Annotated in this window: 15 protein-coding genes; 7 read left to right on the top strand and 8 right to left on the bottom strand. The window is 72.3% G+C overall.

Annotated elements, in window-relative coordinates; translation table 11 throughout:
• Nucleotides 1–191: 191 nt before the first annotated feature.
• From D476_RS0105505 to D476_RS0105470, 8 genes are all read right to left on the bottom strand, one after another.
• On the bottom strand, nt 192–1610 hold the full coding sequence (locus D476_RS0105505) for a replication initiator (protein ID WP_338036231.1): 1419 nt from the start codon (nt 1608–1610) through the stop codon (nt 192–194).
• A 251-nt stretch (nt 1611–1861) separates the two neighbouring features.
• Entirely contained in the window at nt 1862–2689 is an 828-nt protein-coding gene (locus tag D476_RS0105500; protein ID WP_017622963.1) for a CPBP family intramembrane glutamic endopeptidase, read from the bottom strand.
• Nucleotides 2690–2703: 14 nt separating this feature from the next.
• Nucleotides 2704–2952, bottom strand: a complete 249-nt coding sequence (locus D476_RS0105495) for a hypothetical protein (protein ID WP_152529229.1) — start codon at nt 2950–2952, stop codon at nt 2704–2706.
• A 202-nt stretch (nt 2953–3154) separates the two neighbouring features.
• Nucleotides 3155–3289, bottom strand: coding sequence for a hypothetical protein (locus tag D476_RS39615; RefSeq protein ID WP_275041538.1), 135 nt, complete (start codon nt 3287–3289; stop codon nt 3155–3157).
• An 80-nt stretch (nt 3290–3369) separates the two neighbouring features.
• Complete coding sequence (locus D476_RS0105485) at nt 3370–3732, bottom strand: hypothetical protein (RefSeq protein ID WP_017622960.1); 363 nt, start codon at nt 3730–3732, stop codon at nt 3370–3372.
• A gap of 68 nt (nt 3733–3800) precedes the next feature.
• Nucleotides 3801–4010, bottom strand: coding sequence for a hypothetical protein (locus tag D476_RS37270; RefSeq protein ID WP_152529228.1), 210 nt, complete (start codon nt 4008–4010; stop codon nt 3801–3803).
• Nucleotides 4011–4127: 117 nt separating this feature from the next.
• The gene (locus tag D476_RS0105475; protein WP_026123261.1) at nt 4128–5345 is read right to left on the bottom strand and encodes a helix-turn-helix domain-containing protein; all 1218 of its coding nucleotides are present in this window, start codon (nt 5343–5345) and stop codon (nt 4128–4130) included.
• A 451-nt stretch (nt 5346–5796) separates the two neighbouring features.
• Nucleotides 5797–6693, bottom strand: a complete 897-nt coding sequence (locus tag D476_RS0105470; RefSeq protein WP_017622957.1) for a pentapeptide repeat-containing protein — start codon at nt 6691–6693, stop codon at nt 5797–5799.
• 435 nt (nt 6694–7128) lie between these two features.
• Here D476_RS0105470 and D476_RS0105465 point away from each other — a divergent pair, with 435 nt between their 5' ends.
• The 7 genes from D476_RS0105465 (at nt 7129) to cas6e (ending at nt 15719) form a co-directional block, all read left to right on the top strand.
• Nucleotides 7129–7527 carry a hypothetical protein gene (locus D476_RS0105465; protein WP_017622956.1) on the top strand — a complete coding sequence of 133 codons (399 nt, stop codon included), beginning with the start codon at nt 7129–7131 and terminating at the stop codon, nt 7525–7527.
• A 299-nt stretch (nt 7528–7826) separates the two neighbouring features.
• Nucleotides 7827–10724 (top strand): CRISPR-associated helicase/endonuclease Cas3, encoded by a 2898-nt coding sequence (locus D476_RS0105460; RefSeq protein ID WP_051061601.1) that lies wholly within the window; start codon nt 7827–7829, stop codon nt 10722–10724.
• Complete coding sequence (casA, locus tag D476_RS0105455) at nt 10714–12375, top strand: type I-E CRISPR-associated protein Cse1/CasA (RefSeq protein ID WP_017622954.1); 1662 nt, start codon at nt 10714–10716, stop codon at nt 12373–12375. Before D476_RS0105460 ends, casA begins: the two co-directional genes overlap by 11 nt.
• 2 nt (nt 12376–12377) lie before the next feature.
• Complete coding sequence (casB, locus tag D476_RS0105450) at nt 12378–13127, top strand: type I-E CRISPR-associated protein Cse2/CasB (RefSeq protein WP_026123260.1); 750 nt, start codon at nt 12378–12380, stop codon at nt 13125–13127.
• Entirely contained in the window at nt 13124–14299 is a 1176-nt protein-coding gene (gene cas7e, locus D476_RS0105445) for a type I-E CRISPR-associated protein Cas7/Cse4/CasC (protein ID WP_017622952.1), read from the top strand. The genes casB and cas7e overlap by 4 nt, the downstream gene beginning before the upstream one ends.
• A complete protein-coding gene (cas5e, locus tag D476_RS0105440) occupies nt 14296–15021 on the top strand; it encodes a type I-E CRISPR-associated protein Cas5/CasD (RefSeq protein WP_017622951.1) in 726 nt (241 codons plus the stop codon). The genes cas7e and cas5e overlap by 4 nt, the downstream gene beginning before the upstream one ends.
• A complete protein-coding gene (gene cas6e / locus D476_RS0105435) occupies nt 15021–15719 on the top strand; it encodes a type I-E CRISPR-associated protein Cas6/Cse3/CasE (protein WP_017622950.1) in 699 nt (232 codons plus the stop codon). Before cas5e ends, cas6e begins: the two co-directional genes overlap by 1 nt.
• Nucleotide 15720 lies beyond the last annotated feature (1 nt).

The raw sequence follows: 15720 nt of genomic DNA, 5'->3' as shown, positions 1-15720 counted from the left end.
CAGGCCGAACCCCCGACCACCCGCCCCTTCGCCCGGCGGGCGCCGAGGCGCATAGGACGCGCTTCGCGCGGCAGTGTTTCTGCTCTGTGGCCGGGGCCACCGCCAAGCCTCCGGCGCGCAGGAGGGGGAAGGGGCGGACGCGCTTCGCGCGCGGATTTTCTCCGTAAGCGCCGCCGGGGCCCGGGGGCGCCTCACAGCTCACGGGCCAGCGCGGCCTCACGCGCCAACAGCTCCCGGTACTCCTGGCGGGCGTGTTCCAGGTCGGCCGTGATCCCCGCCGCCAGGTCCGCATCGGCGAGCCCGGTGAAGCCCGAACCCGCATAGGCCCACTGGCCGAGGAGTACCGCGTCCCCGGTCGCGGCCCGCGCCCACGGGTCCGGCGAACCTTCTTCGACGCGTTGGCGGGCGCGCCACGTGCGCCGCACCGCCCGCAACGCCGCCATAGTGGTCGAAAACCGCCTGCTCTTGGTGGCCAGGTGGCCCCGGTAGCCCAGCGTGTGCGCCCACCGCCGCAGCCGCAGATCAGCCAGGTCCCGGCGCCCGCCCAGGGCCCACGCGGTGGCCGCCATCCGCGCCAGGTGCGGCCCCACCTTCGCCACCAGGGCGGGCAGGTCCAACCGGCGCAGGCGGTGCGCCAGCGCGGCCGGGGCGCCGTCCGAGGCCGTCTTGGTCGCGTACTTCGCCAGATAGGCCGCCAACCTGGCCGGATCGTCCTCACCCGTGGAGGTCACGTCCCGCACGTCAAGCTGCGGGCCCCACTCGCACGAGCGCAGCGCCCCGTCCGGCGACGGCAGGGGGAAGGACACCGAGCCCACCGCCGAGCGGACCGCACCGGCCAGCAGGGCGGGCGTGGCCCAGGACGGAGGCGCCACCACCGCACCCCTGGCGTCAGGGTCCACGCCGTCCAGGCGCACCACCGCGTGCAGGTGCACCAGCCCCCGCCGCTGGTACTCGGCGACCTTGACGTAGGAGACCCGCAGCAGCCGGTCAACCTCGCGGACGGTCACGCGGCGGCCGAGCGCGGCCGAGGCCGCCGGGGCCAGCGCCCGACCCACCGCGATCCGTGTGCGCCGCCACAACTCACCCACGTGCGCGTTCCACATGACAGCGCCCGCGTAGTCCCAGCACTCCGCACAGACCGGGGTCCCCATCACCCGGTGGTCCGCCTCGTGGACCAGGTCGCAGCCCACCGGCCGACCGTGCACGCACCGGGAGCCCGAGCGGCGCGGACGGCACGCCCCGCCCCGGGCCGAGTGCACCGGCCCGAAGCTGGGAGCGGTCAGCGTCACGAACAACCTCGGATGCGCCCCCACCGTCCCGGGCACCGCGTCGTCGGCCGTCGCGCCGTCGCGTCCGCGCATCCCGGAGGCCACCAGGTGCCACAGGTCGCGGCGGTAGCGCTCCGAGCAGGCCGGGCACACCGAGGCCCGCCGGTCCCCGCACGCCACCAGAACCACACCATCCGGCGCATCCCGAGTCGTGAACGCCGCCAGCACCTCACCCGAGGCCGCATCCGCCGCAGCCGCCGACCCGGCCACCCGAACCGGCCGTACACACCCGCCCACGCGTTCCACCTGCGCGCGCCAGGAGGGGAAATCCTCCCGGGCCATTCTCCGGTGGACCGCCTCCACCCACCTGTCATCGACCCCGTTCGGATTCCCAGAAGACACGGCACCCCCGCAGTCCCGCTAGAACGCGTGTTCGCCTTCTGTGATCGATGCTCACCCGCGCCCTGGAAAATGTCCAGAATCACGAATACACAGGTCACGGCATGGTTGGAAATGCGAAGAGCCCCTTCACCTGCGCGGACGGGCAAAGGGGCCAGGCGGGGCTTTCGGGGAGATTGTCGGTCGGGGGTGCCTCAGCCGAGCATGGACGGTGCCAGGGCCGCCACGGCGAGTACTTTCACGCTCTGGCCGAGATTGAACACTGCGTGCGCGGCAATGATTGGCCAGATGCGCCCGGTCCGCGCGTACAGCCAGGCCATCACCAGCGCCGCCGGGGCCAGCGCCAGCACGGGCCAGCCGTAGTAGGCGTGGTAGGCCAGCTTGGCCACCACCGCCACCGCCCCGACCTCCCAGGCCGGGCGGCGGGCAGCCCCGAGGAGCAGCACCACCAGGCCGACCGCGACCAGTTCCTCAGTGAAGCCGGTCGTCACCTGGGTCGGCCCCATCATGGCGACCATCCGCGCGACGTCACCGAAATCCCGCATGATGAAGCCGCCTTCGGCCCCGGTGGCCGTGCGCACCGCGCCCACGGCCGAGACACTCGCGGCGTAGGCCACCAGCGCGCACACGAACACCGCAGCACTCTGCTTGCGGTTGCGACCGTGCGGGGCGAACACCTCGCCCAGGCGCAGGCCGGTCGCCCGAGCCGCGGCGACGGCCATCAACAGCGCCAGCACCACTCGGACCGCGTGTTCGGCCCACGTCATCGCGGCCACCGGCCACAGCTCATCGGGCCCCGGGGGCCGCACCTCAGGGACGTAGCCCTCAGCCAGCACAAGGGCCTGTTGGAACAAGGACTGGCCGAACACCACCAGGTAGGCCACGGCGAGCAGCCCGTAGGCGGCCCAGGGCGACAAGCGCCGGGGCCGGACGGGATCGGCCGTGGCCTCAGGCACCGGCGCCAGGTAGGCGAGCAGGGCGCCCGCACGTCGGGACAGGGGGGTAAAGGGGGTCGTCGGCAACGAGGGATCCTCAGCTATCGAAGGGGCGGATTCACATCACGGGCCGCCGCAGCGGGCGGCACCACGGGGCGCGGCGCCTCAGGGGCGCCCCGGCCGCTCAGCAGCACCCAGAACAGGGCCGCCAGCACCGCCAGGAGCAGCCACAGGCGCCACGGGCCGACAGGAGCGGCCAGCCGCCGCGCCGGGCGCATCCCGAACGCGGCAAGGGGCAGGCCCACAGCGGTGAGCGCGACGTACAGGGCCAGGACCTCATCAGGGCGCAACAAAGGGCGGGGCCTTCCCGGGTAGGGCCGTTCACAGGGGGCGCGGGGAGGGGGTCAGGGCGAGAAGGCATAGGACAGCACGCGGCGGTTCCCTGCCAGCACCAGGTGCGCGACCTCCACCGGGCCCCGTCATTGGCAAAGGCGGTGGGTGCCCACCCGCCCGCCGGGAATAGAGGGGGTCACCGGCGGGCGGGGGGCGGCTTCAGGCGTCTACGCCCTCATCGCGCAGGAACCTTTGGATGTCGCCCAGGTACACCCGGACGATGACCGAGCGCAGCGTGGCCCCGTCGTGCAGGGTGTAGAGCTGCCCGGTCCGGGTGGGGACGCGGAGCAGCACGTAACCGGCGCTCGCAGCCGCAGCCTTTACCCGGGCGATCGCGGCCCCGTACTCACAGCCCAAGGGGCGGCGCACCCTTCTCACGCTGCGCTCCCGCCCCAGGGGACAGGGGGGCCGGGGGGTTGGTGGGTCGGCGGAGCGGGCGCGTGCTGCCCGGCGGCCTGCGCCTTCATCTCCTGCGAGACCACCGCCGACAGCGCGTCCAGGTCCGGGGCGTACAGGTAGGGGTGGAACCCGCGCTCCAGCTCCCCGGGGGCCAGGCGCCGTGTCCGGTCGGCGACCCACTGCCAGTCGCGCGGAGCCTTGGGCAGGAAGGTCGCCACCCACCCGGGATGCTGTTGGTTCCACTCCCAGGCGGCCGACCTGATACCGGTCGGAACGTCCGGAAGGCCCTCGCCCCCCGGGCCGGGTGCGGGTGGGGGGTTCTTCGGGATATCGTCCATCTCGTCTCACCTCGTATCCAGGTGGGGCCGCGCCCCGGGGCCGTTGCGACCGGCCGCCGGGGTCTTGGTCACTTCTGTTCCTCGGTCCCTTCCAGCAGGGTGCGGAGCTCTGGAACGGTGGGCGCGGACAGCACGACGTCGCCGCGCACCGCACGCCACTCGCCGGGGTCGTCGGGAAGGTCGCGGCTGATCTCCCAGTCAGGGAAGTCGGCGGCCAGCACCTCTGCCGCAGTCGGCCAGCCGTGAAGGTTCTCGCGCTCCCACGCTCGCGGCCTCATCGCTCCTCCAGGGATTGGGGATGAGGACGAAGCTACGGAGCGCACAAGGCCGGAAACAGAAACGGGGCGCAGCCTTTCGACTACGCCCCAAGGGCAAAGGGATACGGTGCGTATCCCCTACACAGGAACACCCAGGAAGTCGGCCAACTCGCGCTGCTCAGCGCTGGGCATCCGCTTGGGTGCCGCGAGGATATCCTCAGCGACTTCACGGGCCGCCTGCTGGTAACGCAACCACTCGGGCGCGTCCTGCCGAAGGCCCTGCAGCACCTCAAGGGCGGCACCGGGGTCACCGGTCTGGAGGTGGGCCTTGGCCTGGTCGATGCGGTGCCTGTTCACCCCCGTCTTCAGGCGCTCCCCTACGTCGCCGGGAACGTGCTCCGACTGTTCCAACACCCGGTCGGGGTGCCCGGTGACCAGCTCCGATTCGATGGTCTTCAGTTGCACCGTGGTCCTGCCGAACATCAGGTGCTCAGCGGTGTCCACCTCCTCATGGAGCCGGGCCGCAGCCGAAGCCGCCATCGAATGGAACTCCCGCGACTCCTCCGCGCGGTTGTTGCGCGCGGCAGCGGCCCCCGCGCGCAGGAGCAGCCAGCCCCAGGCGCTCAGTTGGTCGGAGGTGGCCCGGGACATCCGGGGTTCGATCTCGTCAGCGGTGCGCACACACAGCGCCTCCACCTCCGAGAACCGGGCCTGTCGCATCAGCGCCCAGGCTTGCGAGGAGATCGCGGCCGCTGCGAGCGGCTGGTGCCCGATCTCCAGCGCGTCACGCAGGCTGTCCCGGAGGGCGGTCAGGGCAAGGTCGTGTTGGCGGACCTGGATCAGGTAGCGGCCCGCAACCCCCAGGATGTCCGCGCGCAGGCGATGGGCTTCGTCCTTGTCGCGCCCGTCGAGTTCACGGACATGGAGGTGGGCGGAGCGGATCACGGAGGGGGCGAGCCGGGCGACATCGTCGTATCGGTCCGCGTAGTAGGCCAGCGACACCGACTTCGTGGCGCGGCCGAGCATGACGAGGTCGGGTTCGTCGCTGCCGAGGTTGAGCAGGGGGTCCCCCGTGATGCCGGTCGGGGGGTTGATGGCCGCGCGGATCGCAGCCAGCGAGGCATCCGGGGAGTCGTCGCCGGGCGTCGGAGCGGCCGGGGTGGCGAAAGCGAGCGTGGTCTTGCCGAGGGCGCGAGCGATGGCGTTGAAGGTCTCCATCCTCGCACTGCCGCCCTGTTCGATCTTCTTGATCGTGGGAAGGGCCAGGTGGGCGGCTTCGGCGAGGCGTTCCTGAGTCATGCCACGGCGGCGGCGCAGCTCTCGTATGCGATCGCCCGGGTTGATATCGTGACTCATCAGTCAGGTCCCGTCCTCTTGGGGGTTCGCAGTCCCAGGGTAGGACGGGACCTTTCCCGTGTCTTCGGCCCACAGCCGTTCGGGCCATGCCCGTAGCAGGGGGCGCACCACCGGTAGGGCGTCCTCACGGTTGTGTGAGGAGTTTCCCTACAGGATCAAGGCCCGCCCGCGCTTCGCGCGGGCGGGCTTCGCTGTGCTCGCGGTGGGGCGGCCGTGGGTCGCTCCGCTCACGCGGACATCCGTGCTGCGCGCGCTCCTTCGTCGCGTGCTCGCACGGCGCCCGCTCCGCGTCGCTCCCCGGCCTCCCGCCGCTCCCAGCGCTCACCGCCCGCACACCTCGCCCCAGGCGCGCCCGCCCGCGCAGGGAAGAACCCCCGGAACACCGTGTTTCCGCAGGTCCGGGCGCTCCGGCCTCCGCTCCGCTTCGGCTGGCGGAGCCGCGCCCGACCTTCTATCCCCCGTGCTCCGTGTCGAGCCCTGTGGCTCCAGTGAGAACAGCGCCTTCCAGGTTCGCGTGTTCGAGTCGGGCGCCCCGCAGGTTCGCGTGTTCGAGTCGGGCGCCCCGCAGGTCCGCGTGTTCGAGTCGGGCGCCCCGCAGGTCCGCGTGTTCCAGCCCGGCGACCACCAGGTTCGCGTGTTCGAGCCGGGCGCCCAACAGGACCGCGTGTTCCAGCCGGGCGCCCAAGAGGTTCGCGCCCTGGAGGTCTGTCTCATGAAGGTCCACAGGATTGGCCTCCGGACGTCGGGGACGGCGTCCGATAACCGTCAATGCCGCCTGCACGTCCGTGGAAGGCCGCTCTCGGCGCTCCACCTGCCCGGATGGGTCCGGGGTGCCAGTGGGCGGGTGCATCCACCGGCCCCGGCCATCCGGAGGGGCTTTTGGGGCCTCTACGGGGGCGGGGGCGTTCTCCCGCACGAACGCTGACAGCACCTCTACCACGGTCGCGTGGTCGCGCTCCGACTCGCGCATGATGTGCTCCAGCGAGTAGATCCCGCCGATGCGCTCCTCCATCTTGTCCGAGGCCAGATGACCGATCGCCGTCGCGTAGCGCTCCGTGAACTGGCCCCGCCGGTTCAACCGGTAGTTGACGGCCGTGAACACCAGCGCCGACAGCGCCGCAGTGCCCCCCACCGCCTGCAACACGGTCGTGCGCACCTGGTTCAGCGCCGCCGCCTCATCCTTGCCACCCAAGTCGTGCACGACCGGCCCGGCGACCCAGTCGGTGAAGGGCCCCAGCAGCAGCACCAGGACCAGCCCCACAACCACCACGGCCAACGGCACCGCCCACACCCACAGGTACCGCCGCCCCCACACCTTGACCGCGTTCCACGCCTTCTTCCACCGCATGCGCGCCATTCCAGCACCAGCGGCGGACACATGCCGCCATAAGCCCGGAAGCGTGACCTTTCCGCATGCTCGGGCCGCCCGCGCCGGTCGGGTCCGGTCGTCCGGGTCCGTCCACGCTCCCGCGCCGGGGCGGGACCCTACGGCCGGGCGGCCCCGGACGGGTAAGGCCGGTGGAGCCCTCCGGGCCCGACCGCGCCCCGAGCTTACGGCCGCCCGGCCCCCGCCCCGACGCTCCCGCGTGACCGGACCCGTCCAACCTCCGCGTCGCGGCCGGGAACTGGGGTGAATCCGGGGCGGGCCACGCCCAGCCGGGGCATCGAGCCCCGCCCGGGCGTCGGAGCAGCGCCCGCACAGGTACAGCACCCCGTCCGGGCGCGGCGACGGGTTCCCACCGGCCCGGGACACGCGGCCCGGGGCCGGGGTAGCGTCGCCCCTATGACCGACAAGGCCCCCGTGGTCCGCATCGAGGCCGCCCCCACGGCCCGCCGCGCCCAAGCCCGGAACGAGGCGCGCAGGGCCGAGGCCAAGGCCGAGCGCACCGCTTATGCCCACCGGATCGCCGAGGCGTTGAAGCGCAGCGGGGCCGTGGTCATCGACTGCCGGGACGACGCCCAGCGCCAGGAGGCCCGCGCCGCCGGGAGACTCGCCGGGCGCATCCGGGGCGTGAGTGTGCGCACGACGGTCGTGGAGGGGCGGGTCGCGGTGTTCGAGCCCGACCGGTCCGCCAATCCCCTACAGGTCCGCTTGGACGAGCGCCGGGCGAACCGGGCGTTGGACGAGGCGTTCCGCAAGGCCGGGCCGCTCACCGGGCCGTGGCCCGACGAGACCCGCTGACCAGCGCCGATACTGTCCCGTTGGCCCGTGTGTGGCCCGGGAAGCACGGCATAGGCTGTCTTTTGGTGTCACACGATGGCACACTGCCGAGTGCCCCGCCGCAGCGCCGCAGGTCAGGTGCCCCCGCTCTGACATGCGAGGGGGCGACGCCCCCGAAGGAACGCCGCCCCAACACACGCGGGGCTACTACGCCGATGCCATCGGGGTGCATCTCCGTGACGGGCTTGCGAGAGTGGCCGGATACGGACAGTCAGGACAACCGCAGCATGTGGCGTGCCTCGGTGCGCTTGAATCTCCCCATGCCCTACGAGGAGTACGCCCACGAGCTAAGCGCTCACCTGAGCGCTGCAGCACGGGCGGTGTGGGCCAAGCACGACTGGGACTCCGGCGGCTGGCTGCCACTGTGGCGGCACATGGGCGACAGCGCGGGAACGGCGGCCTACCTCTGGGACGAGTGGCTCCCGGCCCAGGTCCGCGCCCGCATTGGTGAGGCCCTGCCCGGTGGTGAGGCCGACGGCCGACGGCTGGCGGTCTGGCTCGCGATGGTGCACGACATCGGCAAGGCCACCCCGGCGTTCGCCTGCCAGGTCGAAGGGCTGGCCGAGGCCATGCGCTCGCACGGCCTGAAGATGCCTTCGGCCGCGCAGATGGGCAAAGAGCGCTCACTCGCCCCCCACGGTCTGGCCGGGCAACTCCTGCTCGTGGCCTGGCTCCAGGAGAGCGGGTGGCCCAAGCGGGCCGCGCAGCAGGTCGGGGCCGTCGTCGGCGGCCACCACGGCGTGCCTCCCAGCGACGCCGATCTCCAAGACGCCCTGGCCCACCCGGAACTGCTGTACGGGCCGACGGGCACCGACACGTGGCAGCGGGTCCAGCGCGAACTCCTCGACGCGGCCGCGTCCGCCTGCCAGATCCGCGAACACCTGGACGCCTGGTCGCCGGTGAAACTGCCGCAGCCGAGCCAGGTGCTGCTCAGCGCGCTGGTGATCGTCAGTGACTGGATCGCCTCCAACGCCGCTCTGTTCCCCTACTTCCAGCAGGCGGGCTCCGCCGCCGACGGACGCGTATCCCGTGCCCTGCAGCGGCTTGGCCTGAGGGGGCGCTGGCGCCCCCGGCGTCCGCAGGGCAGCGCCCAGGAGGTGTTCGCCGCGCGCTTCTCCTGGGACGAGAGCACCCGGGTCCGGCCGGTCCAGGAGGCCGCGCTCGCTGCCGCGCGGGCCATGGACGAGCCGGGCATGCTCGTCATCGAAGCGCCGATGGGGGAGGGCAAGACCGAGGCCGCTCTGGTGGCCGCCGAGGACCTGGCGGCGGTGTCCGGAGCGGGTGGCTGCTTCGTCGCGCTCCCGACCATGGCGACCAGCAACGCGATGTTCTCGCGCCTGGCCGACTGGGCCGGATCGCTGCAGGGCCTCGACGGTTCGGCGTCGGTGTTCCTGGCGCACTCGAAGGCGGCCCTCAACGACGACTACGCCGATCTGCCGTTCGCCGGGGTGGAATCGGCCGACGACGTCGAGCGCGACGCCGCCGAGAGCCGGGGCGGCGGGCTGGCGGCCCACTGGTGGCTGCGGGGCCGGAAGAAGGGGATGCTCTCGGACTTCGCGGCCGGGACGATCGACCAGCTCCTCTTCGCGGGCCTGAAGAGCCGCCACCTGGCGCTGCGGCACCTGGCCGTGGCGGGCAAGGTCGTGGTGGTCGACGAGGCGCACGCCTACGACACCTACATGAACACCTACCTGGACACCGTTCTGTCCTGGCTGGGCGCCTACCGGGTCCCGGTGGTGGTCCTGTCGGCGACGCTTCCGGCGCGCCGCCGCAGGGAGCTGGTCGAGGCCTACTGCCAGGCCCGGCGCGGTTCGGCCGAGTTCGATGCGGTCGAGAAGGCGCAGGGGTACCCGCTCCTGACCAGCGCCGTGCCCGGAAAGGCGCCGCGCGTGGAGGCCGTGGAGGCCTCGGGCCGCAGGACCGAGGTCCGGATCGAACGCCTCGACGATGATCCGGACGTCCTGGCCCGCCGTCTTGAGAGCGAGCTGGCCGGGGGCGGCTGCGCGCTGGTCGTGCGCAACACCGTCAAGCGGGTCCACGCCGCCGCCCGGGTGCTGCGCGACCGGTTCGCCGGAACGGACGTCGAGGTCACCGTCGCGCACGCGCGCTTCGCCGACCTGGACCGGGCGGACAAGGACCGGGAGCTACTGGCGGCCTTCGGGCCGTCGGCCAAGGTCGCTGAACTCGGCGGACGGCGCCCCGAGCACCCCCGCATCGTGGTCGCCAGCCAGGTGGCCGAGCAGTCCCTGGACATCGACTTCGACCTGCTGGTCACCGACCTGGCCCCCGTCGACCTGATGCTGCAGCGCATGGGCCGCCTGCACCGCCACCTCCGCGGTGAGGGCCAGCACGAGCGCCCCGAGAGGCTGCGCACGGCCCGCTGCCTGATCACCGGAACCGCCTGGGCGAAGCAGCCGCCCGAGCCGGATTCGGGGTCGCAGTTCGTCTACCGCCCCTACCCCTTGCTGCGTGCGGCCGCGGCGCTCGATCCCCTCCTCCAGGCCGACGACGGCCGAGGCTCCGCTGGCGGGTCGGTGGTCCTGCCCGACGACATCGACCGCCTGGTCCAAGGCGCCTACGGACCTGATCCGATCGGTCCCCCCGAGTGGCAGGAGGCGCTGGAGCAGGCGCGGGAGTCGCACGAGGTCGAGCAGGCGGCCAAGACCGAGGAGGCGCGCGCGTTCGTGCTCGGCGCGCCCGCACGGGCGGGGCGCTCGCTCATCGGGTGGGTCCAGGCCGGGGTCGGGGACGCCGACGACACCCCGCGGGGCCGGGCGCAGGTGCGCGACGCGGGGGAGAGCCTGGAGGTGCTGCTGTTGCGGCGGCGTGCGGACGGCGTGCTCACGACCCTTCCCGGCCTGGGGGAGGGCAGGGGCGGCATCGAGCTTCCCACCGACTTCGCCCCGTCCGAGGAGGCCGGGCGCATCGCCGCCGCCAGCGCGGTGCGCCTGCCCTTCCCGCTGGTCGCCCCCTGGGTGATCGACCGGGTCATCGGGGAGCTGGAGCAGAACCTCTTCCCGGCCTGGCAGGACAAGGACGCCCACTGGGTGTCCGGAGAGCTCCTTCTCATCCTCGACGAGGACTGTCGGACCCGCCTGGCAGGCTTCGACGTGCACTACTCCCACGAGGACGGTCTTGAGGTGACCGATGCCCACTGACGGCGGCGCAACAGGCTTCGACCTGACCGAGCGCCCCTGGATCCCGGTGCGTAGGCGCGACGGCAGCGAAGCCGAGCTGTCCTTGACCGAGGTCTTCGAGGGCGCCGACAGCGGCCCGAACGGCATCCGCCGCATCGTGGGCGACCTTCCCACCCAGGAGTTCGCCCTGCTGCGCCTGCTGCTGGCCGTCCTGCACGACGCCCTCGACGGGCCCGCCGACGTGGGGGAGTGGCAGGAGCTGTGGGAGGCCAAGGAGCTACCCGTCCAGCAGATCCGCGACTACCTCGGCCGACACCGCGACCGATTCGACCTGCTGCACCCCAAGGCCCCCTTCATGCAGGTCGCAGACCTGCACACGGCCAAGAACGAGTTCTTCCCCCTGGACCGGATCGTCGCCGACGTGCCCAACGGGGCCCCGTTCTTCACCATGCGGGCCCGCGGCGCCCAGCGGTTGGGCTTCGCCGAAGCGGCGCGCTGGCTCGTGCACGCCCACGCCTACGACCCCTCCGGTATCAAGTCCGGAGCCGTGGGTGATGCGCGGGTGAAGAACGGCAAAGGCTACCCCCAGGGTGTCGGGTGGGCCGGGAACCTCGGCGGGGTCTTCCTGGAAGGCCGGGACCTGCGCGAGACGCTGCTGCTCAACCTCATCGCCTTCGACTCCGACATCCGCACCGACGACCAGGACCGACCGGCGTGGGCCCTCCCGCCCGCCGGGGCGGCGGCACTGCGCGGCGCCGAGCAGGTCTATCGCCCCTACGGCCTGCGCGACCTGTACACCTGGCAGGGCCGCCGCATCCGCCTCTTCGCCGATGACGACGGGGTCCACGGGGTGCTGCTGTGCTACGGCGACCCGCTGGACGCGCCCAACCAGCACCACCGCGAACCGATGACCGCCTGGCGGCGCAGCCCGGCCCAGGAGAAGAAGCTGGGAAAGAACCAGGTCTATATGCCCGCCGAGCACGATCCGGCCCGCAGCGCCTGGCGGGGCCTGGAATCGCTGCTGCAGGGCCGGGCCGGGCGCCAGCGGGGCGAGGCCGCCGAGCGCCTGCGCCCGGGGCTTGTGGAGTGGGCCGCCCGCCTGGCCAACGACGGGGCGCTCCCCGAGGACCATCCCGTGTCCGTGCGCACCGTGGGGGCCAGGTACGGGACCCAGCAGTCGGTCATCGACGAGGTGACCGACGACAGGGTCAACATGCGCATCACCCTGCTGGCCGACCGTTCCGCGCAGCTGCGGCAGGCGGCCGTCGACGCCGCTGCGGACGCCGATCAGGCGGTCTTCGCCCTGGGGAACCTGGCCACCGGTATCGCCCGTGCGGCGGGCCTGGACGCCGAGGCCCCGCGCGCGCAGGCCCGGGACCGGGGCTTCGGCGAACTCGACCACCTCTTCCGGGTGTGGCTGGCGGGGCTGGCCTCCGATTCCTCTCCACGGGAGGAGCGGCGGAAATGGCAGCGCCAGGTGCGCCGAGCCATCGCCTCGGTCGGCCGCGAACTGGTCGACGCGGCCGGGGAGCGGGCGTGGAGCGGCCGGATCATCGAGACCGACAAGGGCGATGAGCTGTGGCTGACCGCCGGGCGTGCCGAGCGGCGGTTCCACTACGAGCTCGCCACGGCCCTGCCCCTGACCCAGGAACCCGACGAGCCCGGAGACTGACCGTGGAGCCCACGACCGAGACGACAGAACCAGCAGGAGAAGGCGCAGCAGGGGACGCGGAGCGGAAGGAACTCACCGGCTTCGGCCAGGCCGTCCACGGCCAACTCCTGTGGCTCCAGCGGGGCTATGTGAGCGACCCCGACGACCCGATGGCCGTGCAGGTACTCGCCGGGCTGCGCCCCGGCGCGGGCCGCCTCCCCGAGGACCTTCCCCGGCTCCTGGGGTACGACTACGGCCTGCACGAGGTGTGGCTCGACGACGACATCCCCGTCCGCGCCGCGCACATCGCGCTGAGCCTGTACGCCGTGCACCAGCAGTCCCTTCGCAGCGCGGACCTGCGGATGTACAAGTGGGCCGCCCCTAAGCCGGAGGGGCGCCCCACTGTCCGCCACAACCTTGGGTGGGCCGTGCGTGCGCTCATGGACCAGGCGCCCTCCGAGCCTGAGCCCGACGCCGGTGCCGACGGCCGGCAGCGGAAGGCAGGACCGGTCTCGATCCATGACCCGGTGCGCCAGCGCTTCGTCCAGGCGGGCAAGGCCACCAGCGCCAGGACCATGGCCGACCGCCTTCGCGGCCTCGTGGATCTGCTCCACCGTCACCGTGTCCCCCTGGACTACGCGCTCCTGGCCGAGCACATCCACAAGGCCCAGCAGCCCGGCGGCATCTCCGAGGTCCGCCGCGCATGGAACTTCGGGTTCAACTCCTACCGGGCACCCCGCACCACCGACGACACCGACAAGGACGCCTCGTGAGCCGAACCATCCTGGACGTGCACATTCTGCAGACCGTCCCCCCGAGCAACATCAACCGCGACGACACCGGCTCGCCCAAGGGGGCGGTCTACGGCGGTGTTCGCCGCGCAAGGGTCTCCAGCCAGGCATGGAAGCGCGCCACACGGGAGGCGTTCAACGGGGTCCTGCCCCCTGAGGAGCTGGGCACACGCACCAAGCGCGTCGCTGAACTGGTCGCCGGGCGCATCGCGGAACTCGACGACAGCATCCCCCAGGAAGAGGCACTGGAGCTGGCCGCCGCGACCGTGACCGCGGCCACCGGATCCAAGGTCGAGAAGCCCAAGCGCCGCAAGGGCGAGGAGGAGGACCGCGCCCCCGAGTCCTCCTACCTGATGTTCCTCAGCGCGCGTCAGCGCGACGGCCTCGCCGAACTGGCCGTGCAGGGGCGCGCCGACATCAAGGCATTCCTCAAGGACCCGGAGAACAAGAAGCGCGCCAAGCAGATCGCCAATACCAACCACTCGGTCGACATCGCGCTGTTCGGCCGTATGGTCGCCGACTCCTCCGACATCAACGTCGACGCCTCGGCCCAGGTCGCTCACGCCATCAGCGTGCACGCCGCCGAGATCGAGGCCGACTACTACACCGCCGTCGACGACCGCCGCGAGGACGACGAGCCCGGCGCGGGAATGATCGGCACCGTCGAATTCAATGCCGCAACGCTCTACCGTTACGCCGCGGTCGACGTCGACCGGCTCGCCTCCAACCTCGGGGCCGGGATCCAGGAGGGCCGACCCGCCGCCGAACCGGTGCGCCGCGCGGTCGAGGCGTTCGTCCGCTGCTTCGTGGAGTCCATGCCCACCGGTAAGTCCAATACCTTCGCGAACCACAGCCTGCCGGCCGCGGTCATCGTCAAGCTGCGCGACGCGCGCCCGATCAGCTTCGCCGGCGCGTTCGAGGACCCCGTCCCCCAGGACACCCCCGACGGGCAGGTCGGACACGCCTGCGCCAAGCTCACCGAGCACATCGCCGAGATCGAGCGCGTCTACGGGGTGGCCGACGCCAAGACCTGGCTCCTTCGCGTCGGAGAGGCAACCAAGCCCCTTGAGGCGCTGGGCACGGCGTCCACGCTGGACCAGATGGTAGGTGGGGTCGGACAGGCGGTGGCCGCCCGCATGGAGAACCCGGCATGAGCGTGCTCCTGCTGCAGCTCGCCGGACCACTGCAGTCATGGGGCGCCGCGTCCCGCTTCGCCCGCCGCTCGACCGAGAACGCCCCCACCAAGAGCGGGCTTGTCGGTTTGCTCGCCGCCGCCCAGGGCCGCGAGCGCAGCGACGACGTCAGCGACCTGGCCGCCCTGCGATTCGGGGTGCGCGTCGACCAGCCGGGCGTGCGGCTGCGCGACTTCCAGACCGCCCACCACGGCGACACCGGCGAGGCCATGCCGGTCTCCGATCGCTTCTACCTGGCCGACGCGGTCTTCCTCGCCGCGTTCGAAGGTGACCGGGCCCTGGTCGAGGAGCTGCACCAAACCCTTCGGGCACCGGTCTACCTGCCCTATCTGGGCCGCAGGTCGTGCCCCCCGGCACGCCCCATCCCCCAGGGCGCCGTCGAGGAGGACCTGGAGTCGGCCCTGGAGGCGCACCCGTGGCTGGCGGGCAAGTGGTACCAGCGTAAGCGCAAGAGGGAAGCGGAGGTGGAGCTGGGCGTGTGGATCGACGTGCGCAAAGGGCACACCGCCGACCACGAACAGCGCGACGTGCCCGTCAGCTTCGACCAGGCCCACCGCCGCTACTCGATGCGCGGCGTGGAGTACACGACGGTTACCGTGCCCAACCCCCAGGCCGCGCAGGCCGCGCCGCTCCAGGCCGCCCCCCTTGTCCACGAGCCCATGGACGCGTTGGGAGACGAGTGATGTTCCTGTCCAGGGTCCGACTGAACCCCGCCCGCGCCGGGGCACGCAAGCTCCTGCTCTCCCCCCGCGCGATGCACGGGGCGGTCACGGCCGCCTTCGTCGACGGGGTGCCCGTGCCCAGGGGAGGGCCGCGGGTGTTGTGGCGGCTCGACCACAACTCCCGCAACGAGGTTTACTGCTACATCGTCAGCCCGGACCGGCCCGACCTGACCCACGTGGTGGAGCAGGCCGGGTGGCCCACCACGCAGACCTGGGAGACCCGCGACTACACGCCCCTGCTGTCCCGGCTCCAGACCGGGCAGAGGTGGGCCTTCCGCCTGACGGCCAACCCGGTGCACAGCATCCGCCGCAAGGACGGCGAGCCGACCAAGGTCACCGCGCACCGCACGCCCAAGCACCTGCTGTCCTGGCTGCTGCAGCGCCAGGAGGCCAACGGCTTCGAGATCGTCGCCAAACCCCAGGACCGGCAGAGGGGCCCAGACGACGAGTACGAGGTAATCGTGCACGACCGGCACGCCCGCCGGTTCGGAAAGGTCGAACCCAATGGGAAGCAGAACCGGGTCCCGCTGGTCACCGCGACCTTCGACGGACGGCTGACGGTCACCGACCCCGAAGCGCTGCGCCGGATGCTCGCCACGGGCCTGGGGCGGGCCAAGGCCTACGGATGCGGGCTGATGACACTGGCCCCGGCGGACTGAC

It is taken from the genome of Nocardiopsis chromatogenes YIM 90109, from assembly GCF_000341185.1.
Lineage (GTDB): Bacteria > Actinomycetota > Actinomycetes > Streptosporangiales > Streptosporangiaceae > Nocardiopsis_A > Nocardiopsis_A chromatogenes.
The sequence above is the reverse complement of the archived record's forward strand: the minus strand, read 5'-3'. Positions and strand labels throughout refer to the sequence as shown.